The 15,472-nt window shown below is 52.0% G+C and carries 9 protein-coding genes; 7 read left to right on the plus strand and 2 right to left on the minus strand.

Annotated features, from left to right (window positions below; genetic code table 11):
* The first annotated feature begins 3 nt into the window (after window positions 1-3).
* From ADN00_RS09475 to ADN00_RS09505, 7 genes are all read left to right on the plus strand, one after another.
* A complete protein-coding gene (locus ADN00_RS09475) occupies window positions 4-783 on the plus strand; it encodes an ABC transporter ATP-binding protein (protein ID WP_075062774.1) in 780 nt (259 codons plus the stop codon).
* Window positions 780-2,012 (plus strand): ABC transporter permease, encoded by a 1,233-nt coding sequence (locus tag ADN00_RS09480; RefSeq protein ID WP_075062730.1) that lies wholly within the window; start codon window positions 780-782, stop codon window positions 2,010-2,012. The genes ADN00_RS09475 and ADN00_RS09480 overlap by 4 nt, the downstream gene beginning before the upstream one ends.
* A gap of 22 nt (window positions 2,013-2,034) precedes the next feature.
* A complete protein-coding gene (locus ADN00_RS19980) occupies window positions 2,035-2,781 on the plus strand; it encodes a hypothetical protein (RefSeq protein ID WP_160317506.1) in 747 nt (248 codons plus the stop codon).
* 188 nt (window positions 2,782-2,969) lie between these two features.
* A complete protein-coding gene (locus tag ADN00_RS09490) occupies window positions 2,970-4,883 on the plus strand; it encodes a PAS domain S-box protein (protein ID WP_075062732.1) in 1,914 nt (637 codons plus the stop codon).
* Window positions 4,880-7,780 (plus strand): PAS domain S-box protein, encoded by a 2,901-nt coding sequence (locus ADN00_RS09495; protein ID WP_075062733.1) that lies wholly within the window; start codon window positions 4,880-4,882, stop codon window positions 7,778-7,780. Before ADN00_RS09490 ends, ADN00_RS09495 begins: the two co-directional genes overlap by 4 nt.
* Window positions 7,777-8,214 carry a response regulator gene (locus ADN00_RS09500; protein ID WP_075062734.1) on the plus strand — a complete coding sequence of 146 codons (438 nt, stop codon included), beginning with the start codon at window positions 7,777-7,779 and terminating at the stop codon, window positions 8,212-8,214. Before ADN00_RS09495 ends, ADN00_RS09500 begins: the two co-directional genes overlap by 4 nt.
* A 211-nt stretch (window positions 8,215-8,425) precedes the next feature.
* Window positions 8,426-12,007 (plus strand): PAS domain S-box protein, encoded by a 3,582-nt coding sequence (locus ADN00_RS09505; RefSeq protein ID WP_075062735.1) that lies wholly within the window; start codon window positions 8,426-8,428, stop codon window positions 12,005-12,007.
* A gap of 84 nt (window positions 12,008-12,091) precedes the next feature.
* Here ADN00_RS09505 and ADN00_RS09510 read toward each other — a convergent pair whose 3' ends face one another.
* Window positions 12,092-13,858 (minus strand): FtsE family protein, encoded by a 1,767-nt coding sequence (locus ADN00_RS09510; protein ID WP_075062736.1) that lies wholly within the window; start codon window positions 13,856-13,858, stop codon window positions 12,092-12,094.
* Between the two features lie 55 nt (window positions 13,859-13,913).
* Window positions 13,914-15,281, minus strand: a complete 1,368-nt coding sequence (locus ADN00_RS09515) for a citrate (Si)-synthase (protein ID WP_082390024.1) — start codon at window positions 15,279-15,281, stop codon at window positions 13,914-13,916.
* Window positions 15,282-15,472: the final 191 nt, after the last annotated feature.

Consider the following 15,472-nt stretch of genomic DNA (forward strand, 5'->3'; position numbering starts at 1 on the left):
GCGATGAATCCAATCATTGAGACCGTTGAGATCAAGAAAATCTACGGGATGGGCGATGTGCAGGTGGCCGCGCTGGACGGCCTGAGCATTCGTATTCTACCTGGGGAATTTGTGGCCATTATGGGGCCAAGCGGATCGGGAAAAAGCACGTTGATGAACATTCTTGCCTGTCTCGACCACCCCAGCGAGGGACAATATTACCTGGATGGCAAAGATGTGAGTGGACTAAGCCGGCGCGAGCTGGCCGAGATTCGCAACCAGAAATTGGGTTTTGTTTTCCAATCATACAACTTGCTGCCGCGCTTGAGCGCGCTTGAAAATGTGATCCTGCCCATTATGTACCAACACCATAGCAGCATGCCGCCGGAAGAACGCCTGGAACGCGGTAAAGCAGCGCTGGATGTGGTGGGACTGGCCAATCGTGCCCACCATCTTCCCAAAGAACTTTCCGGCGGGCAGCAGCAGCGTGTGGCGATTGCCAGAGCGTTGATCAACGACCCGGTCTTAATTCTGGCCGATGAGCCAACCGGCAACCTGGACTCGAAATCAAGCGTGGAGATTATTGATTTGTTGAACGGCCTTAACGAGCGCGGCAGAACAATTGTGATGGTAACCCACGAACCGGATATCGCCAGTTACACCAAACGCATCCTGCATATTCGGGATGGAAAGCTGGAGTTTGACCATTTGAACGGGCATTCCCGCTCGAAACTAACCAAAGAAGCGGGCGCGGGCAGCCAAGCCGGCGCGCCCAAAACCGAGTTATTGGGAGGTGAGGCGTGATTCTCAAAGAAGTGTTTAGAGCATCCTGGAAAAGCATTTTATCCAATAAGTCGCGGTCACTGCTGACCATGCTGGGGGTGATTATTGGTGTGGCGGCGGTGATTGTAATGATGGCGATCAGCGCCGGAACCGAGGCCACCATTTCTGATGCAATCACCGGCCTGGGATCAAACCTGTTATTTGTGCGCTCTTCGATGATGCGCGGCGGGCCTGGCGAGCCGGGCACCAACCGCCAGAACCTGGTCTACGAGGACGTTACCGCCATCTCCGAGCAGATCAGCGGCGTCGCCGGTGTTACTGTCGACCAGACCTCATCGGTAACCATCAAGTTTGGCAACAACGCCCTGGAAGACATCGCACTGGTGGGAACCACCCCGGACTACACCGTGGTGCGCGATGTAGAAGTGGATGAAGGGCGCTTCTTCACCGAAAACGAAGTTGACCGCACCCAAAAAGTGGTGGTGTTGGGGTCGGCGGTGGCGGAAGAGCTGTTTGGCAGTGAAGATCCCATCGGCCAATTGGTCACTGTGGATGATGTGCGCTTAACGGTTGTAGGTGTGATGAAGGAAAAGGGGCTGGTGTCGGGTGTCAATTTCGACGAGCAGATTTACACCCCCATCAGCGTGGTCTTTTCCAAATTCGTGCCTAACCAGTTCGCGCGCATCTTTGGCAACGATATTCGCATGATCTATGTGTCGGTGGAAGATGGCGCGAATATGGAAGAGGTCTCGGACCAAATTTTGCGCCTGCTCGCCAAGCGTAAAGAAGTGAGCCTGGATGAAGCAACCTTCACCATCCAATCGCAAGAAGATATCATCGAAACGCAGGAATCGACCACCGAGTCCTTCCGCAATCTGCTGGCATGGGTGGCTGGTGTCTCGCTGATCGTGGGCGGCATCGGAATTATGAACATCATGCTGGTCAGCGTAACCGAACGCACGCGCGAAATTGGCCTGCGCCAGGCCATCGGTGCCACACCCGGCGATATTCAAATTCAATTTCTTTCCGAAGCCTTGATGTTAAGCCTGATCGGCGGTCTGCTGGGCGTGTTGGCCGGCGTAGGTGGTTCAATTTTGTTCGGCCAGTTCGGCGGCATGCGCACCGTGATTGTGCCGTACTCCATCGCGCTGTCCTTCACCTCGGCTGCCCTGGTGGGCATCTTCTTCGGATATATGCCCGCCCGCCGCGCCTCGCAGCTTGACCCAATTGAAGCCTTAAGACACGACTGATACCGATATAAAGGAAAAACCAATGAAAAACAAATTTTTAATTTTCATAATGATATTGATCATAGGCCTGCTGGCGGCTTGCGGACCCAGCGTCGCGGCCAGTGAACCCGCCAGCGGCGAATCGGCCGCGCCTGCAAGCCCCAGCACACCGGCCCCTGCCGAAACAGCCGGAGCCGATTCGCAAGCTGCTGGCGGGATGAATATGGAAATCAACGACAAACTGGCCGCGGGAACACTGCTGCTGGAAGGCACAGACCTGGCCGTTACACAGCAACAGGCGCAAACCCTGATCCTGTTATGGCAAGGAGTACAAAGCCTGTCTGCCAGCGACTCGACCGCCCCCGCGGAATTGGAGGCCATTTACCAGCAGATTCAAACCGCCATGACCAGCGAGCAATTGACAGCTATTGAAGCAATGGAGATTGACCCCGCCAGCTTGCACGAAACCCTGACCGGCTTAGGGCTGCAAATGGGTAGAATGGGCAACCCGGCGGGCGGTGAAGCCACCGGTGCTAACGCCGCAGAGGGCGGCTTCCCGCCTGGTGGAATGGAACCGGGTATGATGGGCGGCGGACCGGGTGGAGGTGCAGGCGGCGGCCCTGGCGGCGGCATGGGGTTGGAAGGCCAGCCTCCAGCGCAGGGCACCCCCAGCAGTGAAATGGCCACTGCCATCGCCGAGCGCCAGGCAGCGGGAGGATTTGATTTGAACGCCATGTACATCCGTCCCCTGATCCAGCTTCTGGAACAAAAAACGAGCGACGCGCAGTAAACCAGATAGATCTCCTCCTCGAAAACTCGATCCCCGGGGAACCCATGGGGATCGAGCATTTTAACCGGAACCCGCTGATTTTTTACGCGTTGTAAATGGGAATGCGGTCCGGTTTTTCGCTATAATTGAGAACAGGTTTATTTTTTACCACGATGGGCTGAGATGGAATTCAGGGATTGAGGTAACGCATGGTCATTATCGATTTGCTGCAGAACTTTGCCCTTCTCATCGCAATTTCCGCCACGTATCGGATTATTCTGGCCCGGCAGGAAAAAGACAGTCTCACCTTTAAAATTCTGGTCGGATTATTGTTCGCCGTCGCCGGAATTTTGGGTATGCTGACCCCCATGAATTTCCTTCCGGGCGTATTCTTTGATGGGCGATCCATCATTCTGAGCATAGCAGGCTTGTTTGGGGGACCGATTTCAGCGATCATCGCCGCCAGCGCCTGCGCGGCGTACCGCTGGTGGGTGGGCGGTGCTGGCGTTGTGATGGGAATTTCCGTCATCGTCGAATCAGCCGCCATTGGTGTCCTGTTCTTTTATCTGCGCCGCAACACAAAACTTGTCATGTCCGTGCCAGTTTTGTTTGGTTTCAGCTTCATCGTGCACCTCATTATGTTTTTCCTGACGCTTGCCCTGCCCGGCGGAGCCGGTTATGTGGTGATGCAGCAAATTGGCTACGCGATTCTGTTTCTCTATCCGCTCGTATCCACCCTGATTTGCCTCTTCTTCCTGGATTCTGAGGCACAAATTCGCGACCGCAAAGCCCTTGCAGAAAGCGAAAAAGCATTAAAGAAAGCCCAAGAAGTGGCCCATGTGGGCAGTTGGACCTGGTACTTACAAGAGGACCGGTATGTATGGTCAGATGAAATGTATCGCATTTTCGGAATAGACAAAGACCGCTTCACCGGCCATTTGAGAGAAGCGATCTTTAACACCGTCCATCCTGATGACCGCGCCGCGGTGGAAGAAACGTACCGTTCGATGATGGAAAAGAATCAGCCTATCCCCGTTGAACATCGCCTGATCAGGCCAGACGGAAGTGAGCGAGTGGTGTGGACGGAATCTGGAGAGCTGACACTGAACAATAAGGGGGAAGCAGGGGTATTGACCGGCATTGTGCAGGATATTACCGAGCGAAGGGAAGCGGAAGAAAAACTGAAAGAGAGCGAGAGCCGCTACCGTAATTTGATTCTGCATTCACCGGACGCGATTCTCGTCATTCATAACAGTCAGGTGGTGCTGGTGAATATGGCCTGCATCAAGCTCTTTGGCGCCAAGAGCGCGGATGATCTGATCGGAAAACCTCTCTTCGATTTGTTTCACCCCGATTTTCATAATCAGATCCGCGAGCGCATTGATTACCTGCGCGACATGGGTGAAGTGGTTCCTGTGGTGGAAGAAAAGATTGTGCGCCTGGATGGGCAGGTGATCAATGTGGATGTGCTGGCTGCCCCTTTCACCTTCAAAGGCAGCAATGATATCCATGTGATTTTGCGCGACATCACCGAGCGCAAGCAGATGCAAGACGCCCTGCAAAGCTCGCACGACCTGCTGACCCGGCTTGCCGAACAGGTGCCGGGCGTGGTTTATCAGTACCAGTTAGACCCGGACGGCAGTTCGCGCTTCCCCTACTCCAGTCCGGGCATATATGAAATCTACGAAGTAACCCCCGAAGAAGTGCGCGAGGACGCGACCGTGGTTTTCGGGCGGCTGCACCCGGAGGATTATGATTACGTTGCGAACGCCATCTTTGAATCGGCGCGCACGCTGGAATTATTTCATGTGGTATTCAGGGTGATCTTACCAAGCCAGGGGCTGCGATGGCGATCCAGTTACGCCAAACCCGAGCGAACCGCCAATGGCGGCACACTGTGGTATGGCGTTATCACCGACATCACCGAGCGCAAGCTGGCCGAACAGAAAATTGAGGAACAGCTCCAGGAGCTGCGGCGCTGGCAGGCTGTAATGGTGGGGCGGGAGAAACGCGTGATTGAATTGAAACAGGAAGTGAATGAACTGTTGGCACAGGCAGGCAAGCCCGCAAAATATGCGGCGGAAGAAAACAGCCAGCAGAAGTGGAGCGGAGGACTTGAATGAATGCTCCAATGACTGAAAATCCCAATGATCGCGGATCTAAACGATGGTTTTCCTTCTTCTGGGCGCGTCTCTTAGCAGCCGCGCTCGTTGCCATATTGATTAGTCTGGCATGGTTTCAGGCAGGCAAAACATACCAGGCTTCCTTGATCGAGCAGCAAAGAACGCTTTTATACAGTCGCTATGAGGCGGCTGGAACGGTTTTAACCTCGCGGATTAATCGCCGCCAGGCCATTTTGATTGGTTTGGCCGCCAGTGTAAAAACGCACTCCATTGATGACATGCGATTGCATTTCTATAATAATTTTGCAGAGAACCTGAGAAACAACGATCCGATGATTCGCGCCATTCAATTCTTTCCGGCAGAAGGTGAAGTGCTGGTTTACCCAATGGAGGGTAATGAGGCTGTCCTCGGCAGCACATTAGAAGACTTGAGAAACACCGATCGGGTATCGACTCGCACGGATGTTGAGAGAGCTATTGAAACAAGGCAAATCACCTTGAGCAGCCCTTATGAATTGCGTCAGGGAGGCAAAGGGGTGGTGGCGCGCATGGCCATATACGACCAGGATAAATTGCTGGGGTTGGCCGTGGTGGTTCTGAACCTTGAACCCCTCTTGGAAATTCCAGGCATTTCTCCCACCCCAGATAATATTCACGTTGCGATCAAAGACCAGAACGGTGTAACGTTTTTTGGCGATGAATCGGTATTTTCTGCTGACCCGGTGGTCACCACGGTGATTTTACCAGAAGGGAACTGGACGCTGGGTGCGGTACCGGCCCAGGGATGGTTTGCCACCATTCAATCGCAAATGGTTGGTTTTTGGCTGATTGGTGCGTTGATTTCTACACTGGCAGGTGCGATCACGTATTTAATAATCAACAACCAGGCAGCCTTAAGAAGAACGGTTGAAGAGCGCACGGCGGCGCTGGTTGAAAGTGAAACGCGTTTTGCCACCGCCCTGCGATTGGTGAATGAAGGAATCTGGGAATGGAACTTACAAGAAAACAAAGGATTTGCCAGCAAAAACTGTTACGCCATGTTAGGGTATGAAGAAAAGGAATTTGATTCCTTTGAAGATTGGCTGCGGCTTGCCCCGCCCGAGGAAGAAAACCGGGTTCGAGTGGAGATTCAGCAAGGCATCGAATCAGGCAAGGGCTTTGATTGCGAACTTCGCCTGCGTAAAAAAAATGGAGATTGGATGTACGCGCTAGTGCGAGGGCGCGTTGTAGATAAATCGAAAGGCGGAACTGTTGCCAGTATTATTGGCACAATTTCCGACATCACCGAACGCAAACTGAAAGAAGCCCAACTGCGCGAGAGTGAATCAAAATTTCGCTCATTGTTTATGAATGAGCATGCGCCAATGATGCTGATCTCGCCGGAAAGCAGTGAAATCATAGACATCAACCCGGCGGCGTGCAAATATTACGGTTGGAGCCGCTCAGAATTGCTCACGATGAAGGTCAGCCAGATTAACACACTCAGCGAAACGGAAATTGCTGCAGAAATGCAAAAAGCGGTTGACGAACAGCGCAACAGCTTCCACTTCCGGCACCGCCTGGCCAATGGAGAAATTCGGGACGTGGAAGTTTTCAGCGGCCCGATTGAATTCCAAGGCAAGACTTTGTTGTATTCCATCATCCACGATATTACTGCCCGCAAGCAGGCCGAAAGAGCGCTGGAAGAAAGTGAAGAACGCTACCGGCAGTTGCTGGAGCTGGCGCCGGTTGGGATCGCGGTGGAGTGTGAAGAAAAGATTCAATTCATCAATCCGTCCGGGGTTCAACTGCTGGGTGGCAAGTCTGCGGGCGACATCATCGGAAAAACAATCAGCAACTTCACCCTGCCGGATCGGCAAGAAGAGATTCTAAATCAATTCCGGCAAAGAATGGCCGGAGAAGAGATTTACCCGGTAGAAAATATATTACGCAAACTGGACGGCGCGCTGGTCAACGTGGAGGTGGTGGCCAACCCCATTCTATACCTGGACAAACCCGCTATTCAAATCATTGCTACTGACATTACAGAACGAAAAAAGACCGAAGAAAAGATCCTGGCCAATCAAAAGGAATTGCAGCGCCTGCTGCAAGAAGCAGACGAATCGCGCAAGGTTCTGCTCAGCCTGGTGGAAGATCAAAAAGCAGCCGAAGAACAATTGAGCCAATTGAACGCTGAACTGGAAAAACGTGTAAGCCAGCGTACCGCCCAGTTGGAGGCAGTGAACAAAGAACTGGAAGCCTTCTCATACTCGGTTTCACACGACTTAAGAGCGCCGCTGCGCGGTATTGATGGTTGGAGCCTGGCGCTGCTGGAAGATTACGGCAGCCAGTTGAACCAAGAAGCCCAGCGCTATTTGAATCGGGTGCGTGATGAAACCCAACGCATGGGACAATTGATTGACGACCTGCTGCGCCTTTCCAGGGTAACCCGCGTGGAGATTAAACACAGCGAAATTGACCTCTCCGAACTGGCAAAGTTGATCGTAAACCGCCTTATGGAAGAAAACGGCCAGTCTCCCGTTGAGATAAAAATTCAAGAAGGCTTGCTCGTATCGGGAGATGCCAATTTGCTGGAGATTATGCTCACCAATTTACTCTCCAATGCGTTAAAATTCAGCGGGCGGCAGGCGCAGCCGCGAATTGAGTTTGGCTGTCAGACAGTCGACAACCAGCCAACTTATTTTGTGCGCGACAATGGAGTTGGTTTTGACATGCAATATGCCAAGAATCTATTCGGCGCCTTTCAACGCATGCACAAACAGACTGAGTTCCCTGGCACAGGAATTGGTCTGGCCACCGTTCAGCGGATTGTCAACCGGCACGGTGGAAAAATATGGGTCGATGCCAAGAAGGACAAGGGAGCAACATTCTATTTCACCTTGGGAGAGAAGAAATGAATGAAAAAATCATTCTGCTGGTCGAAGACAACCCGAGCGACATCGAACTGACCAAGCGAGCGCTTGCCAAAGCGCACATCATGAATGAATTGGTGGTTGCCGAGAATGGGCTGGAGGCGCTGGAGTATCTCTTTGGTCTGGAAAAGAATGGAGAGCATCCCGAACCACTGCCGGCCATCGTGCTGCTGGATTTGAAACTGCCCGGCGTTGATGGGCTGGAAGTGTTAAGAAAAATCCGCGAAAACCCTTACACGCACCGCCAGCCGGTGGTGATTCTGACTTCCTCACGCGAAGAACAGGATATTGCCGCCTCTTACGACCTGGGCGTTAACAGTTACATTCGCAAACCGGTGGATTTTTACCAGTTTGCGGAGGCTATTCAGCAGCTCGGTTTATATTGGCTGGTATTGAACGAAAACCCACCCAGCATGTAAACGGCGCAAGAGTCAACGCTCTGTTAGAACAAACAGGTAACCCAGGCATTTCTGAACATATCGCTGGGGTTGCCTGTTTGTTTCTCATTTACAAGGCCACCAATCAACCTGTTGTCTTTTGCTATAATCGGATCAAGACTGATTCCGGTTCCTACACCTTTTTGTGCCGCAAGCGGTTGGGAACAACCTTTCAACCCTATCTGGAGGCAGCATGCCCAAAGATCAATCCCCCGAAAGCAGCCAGGAACTGCAAACTTTACGCGATTTGACCGTAGAATTGCAGGCTAAATTGCACAGCCAGCAAAAAGAAATAGCAGACTTGCAACAACGGCTTTCTGAACACGAAAATTGCCATCTGTTCCGTTTCTTGTTTGACCAGATGGCACAGGGGGTGGTGTTTCAAGGGGCAGACGGCCATGTTCTGTATGCCAACTCCGCTGCCGAATCGATTCTGGGGCTAACCAGCGATCAACTCCGGAGGACAGCGCCCTTGGACCCGGCCTGGAAAGCCACCCGTGAAGACGGCACGCCCTTTCCAGAGCAGGAATACCCTGCATGGGTGGCCTTGAAAACGGGAAAAAGGGTGGAAAACGTGGTCATGGAGATCTACAGCCCGCTGCTGGGAGAGAGTCGTTGGATCAACATTAACGCTATTCCGCAGCGTTCGCCCGGCAAAAAAACCGTTCAGCACGTTTTCACCACCTTTGAAGATATCACCAGCCGCAAACAGGCGGAAACTGGCTTACAGCGCAGCGAAAGAGAACTTCGTGCCCTGTACGAATCGATGATGGAGATGGTTGCCCTGCACAAAGTGATCTATGATGAAGCGGGGAATCCCACGAACTACGAGATCATCTACTGCAATACCGCGTATACCCAAGTCACCGGCCTGGCTTATGATCAGGTGATTGGCAAGCCGGCCTCAGAGGTATATGGAACAGAAGAAGCTCCGTATCTGGATATATTCGCCAAGGTGGCCGAGACTGGAGAACCTTATCACTTCGAAACGGCCTTTTCGCCCATGCAAAAGGTTTTCGATGTGTCTGTTTTTTCGCCGGAAAAGGGGTTGTTCGCCACCATTTCAGAAGACATCACCGAAAAAAAGCGTATTCAAACGCAGTTGGAAGAAAGCCAGCGCCAGCAGCTAACGCTGCTGAGCAACCTGCCTGGAATGGCTTACCGCTGCCGCAATGATGAGAACTGGACCATGGAGTTTGTGAGTGACGGCTGCCTGCAAATAACGGGATACCGGCCTGAAGAGCTGCTGGGCAACCGCATTCAAAGCTATGCAAGCCTCATTCATTCGCTTGATCAAGGGATGGTCTGGGATTCTATTCAAGCCCAAATTTCGAAAGATGAACCATTCCAGCTAAACTATCGGATTGTAACTAAAAATGGGGTAGAAAAATGGGTTTGGGAGCAAGGACGCGCGGTGAAATCACCAGAAGGAGAAATCATCGCCCTGGAAGGATTGATTTTTGATATCGACCAGCGCGTCAAGGCGGAGCAGGCTCTGGCGGAAAGCGAGGAGCGGTTTCGCTCGTATGTTGAGCACGCTCCGGTTGCCATTTTAATCGTCGATGAAACCGGAAAATACCTGGATGTGAACCAGACAGCCTGCCAAATGTTCGGCTATTCAAGGGATGAATTTCTGTCTTTGAACATCCCTGATCTGGTGTATGCAGACGATATGCAAAAAGGCCAGCAGCATTTCTTAAAAGTATTACAGACTGGCTCTTCCCAAGATGACATTCGCCTGAATAAGAAAGATGGTGGCACCGTCTGGTCTACCGTGAGCGCGGTAAAAATTGCAGAAAACCGCTTTATGGCCTTTTGCAAAGATATCAGCGACCGAAAGAACGTGGAAGAGGCGTTACGTGCCAGTGAAGAGAAATATCGCAGCCTGGTAGAAAGCCAGGAATCGGCGATCTTTACCATTGACTCAGAAGGTAAATACCATTTCGCAAATCAACAAGCCCTGATTGAATTTAACCCCAGCCCCGCGGACCTGGTGGGGGTTAGCGTTTACGATCTCTTTCCCAAAGAGGTGGCAGACCGCCAGCTTGGCAGCGTGCGCAAGGTCATTGAATCCGGGGAAGGCATGATTCGAGAGTCAATGAGTCCGATTGCGGGCAAGCCGCGCTGGTTTCGCACCAGCATTCAACCGGTTTTTGGCCCGGATGGCAAAGCCGTGCTGGCATTGGTCAGCGCGGTGGACATCACCGAGCGCAAGGAAATTGAGTTGGTGTTGGAAGACAAGGTAAAGCAGCGCACAGCGGAAATCGAATCCATCCGCCAGCGCCTGGAATTAGCCACCCAAGCAGCGGGGATCGGCATTTGGGATTGGAATCTCAGCACCGGAGAAATGCTTTGGGATGACCAGATGGCGGCCATCTATGGACTACCGCCCGTCGGATTTATCAGCCGGCTTGAAAAATGGAAAGAGATGATCCACCCCGATGACAGCGGAGTAGTTGCCCAGTTATTACAGTGTATTGAGCAGCGAACCCCTTATAAGAGCACCTTTCGCATCCTATGGCCAGATCAATCCATCCACTTCATCACCGCCAACGCGGTTACGCTTCTGGATGAGAACGACCAACCCCTGCGTGTGGTGGGCACCAACTACGACATCACCGCCCAAAAAGAACAAGAGCACGAGCTGCGCCGCCGGGAGAACCTGTATCGAACATTGTTTGAAAATTCAAATGATGCCATTTTTTTGTTGTATCCCAATGGGCGAATCTGGCGGGCCAATGAAAAAATGACCGGTTTGTTGGGCTATTCAACCGAAGAAATTAAGTTGATGACATATGAGGAATTTCTTGTGGAAGAAGAGCGACAAAAAGCCCTGGAGCATTTGCGAAAGTCAGCCAACGGTGAAGAAATGCCTTTACATGAGCACCTATGCCTGGATCAATCAGGCAACCCCGTTCATGTGGAAATCAACCTATCACCGATCCATGATGCGGAAGGGAAAATCATTCTCATTCAAAATGTGATGCGCGATATTACTTCACGCAAAAAGGTGGAAGCCCTGCGCCAGCAAAGCGAAGAGACACTGCGCTTTGCCAACACCGAACTGGCGCGCGCCAACCGGGCCAAAGACGAATTTCTGGCAAACATGAGCCATGAGCTGCGCACACCATTGAATAATATTCTGGCGCTGGCTGAAACCCTGAATGAAGAAACGCAAGGACCCGTGAATGAGGTACAGCGCCGTTCGATTAAAAATATTGAGCTCAGCGGCCGCCATCTGCTGTCGCTGATCAATGACATTCTCGACCTCTCGAAGATCGAATCGCGCAAAATGAAACTGGCAATCGATGAATACTCGGTCAACGAAATTGGTCAGGCCAGCATAAACTTTGTCAAAGAGTCGGCCAATAAAAAAGGCATTGAAATGGAATTTCATCTGCAAGATCCCGCTCTGCGCCTGCGCGGAGATGGGCGGCGCATCAAACAAATGCTGGTCAATCTGTTAGGCAACGCCGTAAAGTTTACCCCATCCGGTGGCCGGGTAACGTTATCCGTCTGGCAAGATACGCTGAAGGATGAGATCTGCTTCCGGGTAGAAGACAACGGCATCGGGATGAAAGCTGAGGATATAAATAAACTGTTTGAGCCTTTCGAGCAGTTGGACAGCAGCCTGGCACGCCGCTACGAAGGGACTGGGTTGGGGCTGGCGCTGGTGAAAAAGCTGGCCGAACTGCACGGAGGTTCTGTTTCCGTGACCAGCGAATTTGGAAAAGGAAGCATCTTTACCATCGCCCTGCCCCAATCGCGAGAATAACCAGGGAAAACTGCTTTCCTTTAATAAGAAGACCCGCCCCGAAGGATCGATTCGCGGCGGGTGATTTTTTGCCGAATTTCAATCCTACTTTCGGTAATTCTTCAACAAAGACAACAGCTCGCTGGCAGCCAATTGAGGGCCGTCCAGTTCCATGCCAGAGATGCCCAGGCAAGTGCGCATCTGGCCAACAAACACATCTTTTTTGAACATCGCCGCAAAATAGTTTTTTACCAGCTCTTCATGCACCTCGCGGTACTGCGGCGGGCCAAAGATATTGGCAAAATAGCTGTGGGTAAGGCCGGTGGTTGTGGTGGTGCCTTTGCTCATTACCGCGCCTTCCCGAAACACATTCAGAGCCTCTTCGGGAGTTGAAAAGCGGTCAATGGTGGGATGATCTTCGTCCACTGCTTCGTAGTTGTTGGCATAAAGCACAAAATCTACCGGAAAGCCATACATCACATCTTCAAACCTGGTTACCGGCAAAACCACGCGAGCGTTGACCTGGTTGGCGTTCATAATGATGGCGCGGTCAATTTGCCCCAGGGCGTAACCGGGCTGCAGATCATCCAGGCGCACAAACGCGCCAATTTCTGTTCCGTAACCCAATACGCTCCCATCGGGTGAGATTTTCAGAGAGCCCATATCGTCAGCCACGATGACAATATCTTCCACCTCATCCCGCGCCATGACGCGCAGTGCTTCCAGGGATTCAGACTTGCCCGCGCCGCTGTCGCCAATCAATAGAACATTGAACTCACCCGCGTCACGAAGGGTCATATTCACCAACGCGCCGTGGAATGGCATGAAACCGCGTTTCATCATGATGATGTTGTGAAGGGTTAAGATCATCTTTTTTAAGTAGCCAAAATAGGCAAATTCATCGCGGCAGGGAATGGTAGCCGCGAGCAGGTCATTCTCCACATCGTCATAGAAGATGGTCTCTGAATTTCCCGGTGAAGGAAGAACCGTATCAGGAACACCGTAGAGAAAAACCGCGTCAGGCTTATGCGTGCGCAGTTCGCTTTCATCGGCCAGTTCAAACAGGTTGCACAGCGAAAAACCCAGCTCAAAAAAGCGCACGTTGAAATAAACCATGATGAGCAGCGGGCCGACTTTTGCCGGATAGCACAACCACTCCTGGGGATTGATGATCACATTTTCAATCGGGTTCTGGCAAACCTGCTCAAACATTCCCTTGCGCTTATTCATGGGCGAGTTGAAGATCATTGGGGGGTAGATAAGCGCCTGCGTGATCACCGAAATCTGGTTGAGTTTTTCGTACAATTCGGGGTAGTCAATTTTTTTCGGCAGGGCAATCGCGGCAACTTCCGCGCCGGCGCTGACCTGGCGGTAAATGCGCGGGTATTTTCCGGTGATATTCTCTTGAATGTCCCGGTACGTACTGCGAATCAGATGCATTAGCGTTTCAACAGTGCTGTTAAAGGTGCGGTAAGGTCGCTTGTCGTAACGGTCGGCTTCCCGTGAATCGACAATGATCAGGCGGTGCAACCGCCGCCAATGGTTATAGAACTTCTCAATGAAATCATTGAAGAGAGCTGGATTCTCAAAGAATTTTTCAGAGCCTTCCACCACGCTGGGCACATATTTGCCTGGCAGTTTCACCAAGAGCTGCAGGGTTTCAATCAGCAGATTAATGTCCTGCTCGGTAACCGCTTCGTGCTTGAATATCTTCAGCAGTTTGGACTTTTTCTGGGCAAGCTCTGAGATATACTGTTTCAAAATGACCCTGAAAAGGTTGCTGGTAATCAATTCCTCTTGCTTTTCGCAAATGCGATCGCGCACGCGGATGATGACCTTGCCTTCATAGATCTGATAAGATCCATTTTCCATATTCATCTCCCTGTTGACCATGACAATTGTACCGCAACCTTAAGGCACAGGATCACTATATCTGGCTGCTTATGCCCGCAGTTAACTCCTCCAGGTTCCCGGTGGTGAGTGAAACCGGGCGTTCAATGGGCAGGCCCAAAGCGCGCGCCCAGACGTTGTTGGCAGTAATACCCATGATGCGCCCCACACCGAACAATACGGTGTAGAATTCAAATTCTTTGACCCCGTAATGATACTGCAATGTGCCGTTAATCGCGTCCACGTTCGGCCACGGGTTTTTCACCTTGCCCGTTTTTTGCAGGACATCTGGCACCACCTCGTAAACGAGTTTGACCAGTTTGAAAAGCTCGTCTTGGGGAAGATATTTATCAGCAAATTTCAATTGGGCAGTGAAGCGTGGGTCCACTGTCCGCAGCACTGCGTGCCCATACCCTGGAATGACTTTACCGGCGTTGAGGGTATCTGAGGCAAATTTTTCAAGCTGATCGCGGGTAGGAAAACTCTCAAAACTTTCGCGCACGCTCAACAGCCAGCGCAGGCATTTTTGATTGGCCAGGCCATGCAGCGGACCTGCCAGACCATTAATGCCCGCCGAGCAGGAGTAATAAATATCCGAGAGGGTGGAACCCACCAGGTGAGCCGTGTGAGCGCTGACATTGGCGCCTTCATGATCGGAGTGCAGCACAAAGAAAAGGCGGCAGAGTTCCAGGTAATCGCTGTCTTTGCCCTTGCCAATCATGTGACCGAAATTCGCGCTCCAATCCAAATTGGGATCAGGGCTGATGAACTGTCCATCGCGGTAGCGCAAGTTATAAATGAAGGCGGCGATGGTGGGCAGTTTGGCCGTCAGGTTGAGCGAATCTTCGAGAGCGGCTTCCCAATAGTCCACTTTTTGCAGATCTTCGTTATAGCGCCGCGCGAAGACAGATTCGTGCTGCATGGAAAGGATCGCCTGCGAGAACATCGTCATGGGATGCGTGTCGGCGGGGAGCGACTTCAGCACATTGAACACATAATCGGGAACATGGCTGCGCGCTTTCCACTCATTCTCAACCATCAACGCGTCTTCAAGGGTGGGCATTTCACCCATCAACAGCAGGTAATACAGCCCGCCAGCCAGTGGATATTCGGTGCCCGGCGCTTTTGGCAGCAGATCCAGCACTTCTTGAATGGTGTAGCCGCGCAAACGGATGCCATACTGTGGATCCACTTTGGAGATTTCCGACACCAGAACGGTCATGCCGCGCAAACCGCCGTAGAGGCGATCAATGGTTACCTGATCAACCACAAAACTGCCGTGACTGCGCACCAATTTGGTAACGCGGGCGCGATGAGCCGGGATGATGGCGGCCATTCTCTCAATCAACGAGGCGTCTTTTCGCCAGGTGGGTGTTGTTACCGAAACACTATCTTCAAAGATCATCTTATCCTCCTGACACAATCCAATCGCATGGTATCGAAACCATAAAAAACATCCCTGGGCGGTTACCCGTCCAGGGATGTACCCGAACGAATGACCAAACCCAGTTAACCAGCCGGGGGCTGGATAGGTTGCTGCTGCTGGTGCTGCGGGTTCAAAAAAGCAAATCCAGGGAGTGAACTGCAATCACAGTC

This window comes from Ornatilinea apprima (assembly GCF_001306115.1).
Lineage (GTDB): Bacteria > Chloroflexota > Anaerolineae > Anaerolineales > Anaerolineaceae > Ornatilinea > Ornatilinea apprima.

What these genes read in the sequence shown, in the direction of transcription:
- ADN00_RS09475 (WP_075062774.1), top strand. Translation starts at nt 4, where the DNA reads ATGAATCCAATCATTGAGACCGTTGAGATCAAGAAAATCTACGGGATG.
- ADN00_RS19980 (WP_160317506.1), top strand. Translation starts at nt 2,035, where the DNA reads ATGAAAAACAAATTTTTAATTTTCATAATGATATTGATCATAGGCCTG.
- ADN00_RS09490 (WP_075062732.1), top strand. Translation starts at nt 2,970, where the DNA reads ATGGTCATTATCGATTTGCTGCAGAACTTTGCCCTTCTCATCGCAATT.
- ADN00_RS09495 (WP_075062733.1), top strand. Translation starts at nt 4,880, where the DNA reads ATGAATGCTCCAATGACTGAAAATCCCAATGATCGCGGATCTAAACGA.
- ADN00_RS09500 (WP_075062734.1), top strand. Translation starts at nt 7,777, where the DNA reads ATGAATGAAAAAATCATTCTGCTGGTCGAAGACAACCCGAGCGACATC.
- ADN00_RS09505 (WP_075062735.1), top strand. Translation starts at nt 8,426, where the DNA reads ATGCCCAAAGATCAATCCCCCGAAAGCAGCCAGGAACTGCAAACTTTA.
- ADN00_RS09510 (WP_075062736.1), bottom strand. Translation starts at nt 13,858, where the DNA reads ATGGAAAATGGATCTTATCAGATCTATGAAGGCAAGGTCATCATCCGC.
- ADN00_RS09515 (WP_082390024.1), bottom strand. Translation starts at nt 15,281, where the DNA reads ATGATCTTTGAAGATAGTGTTTCGGTAACAACACCCACCTGGCGAAAA.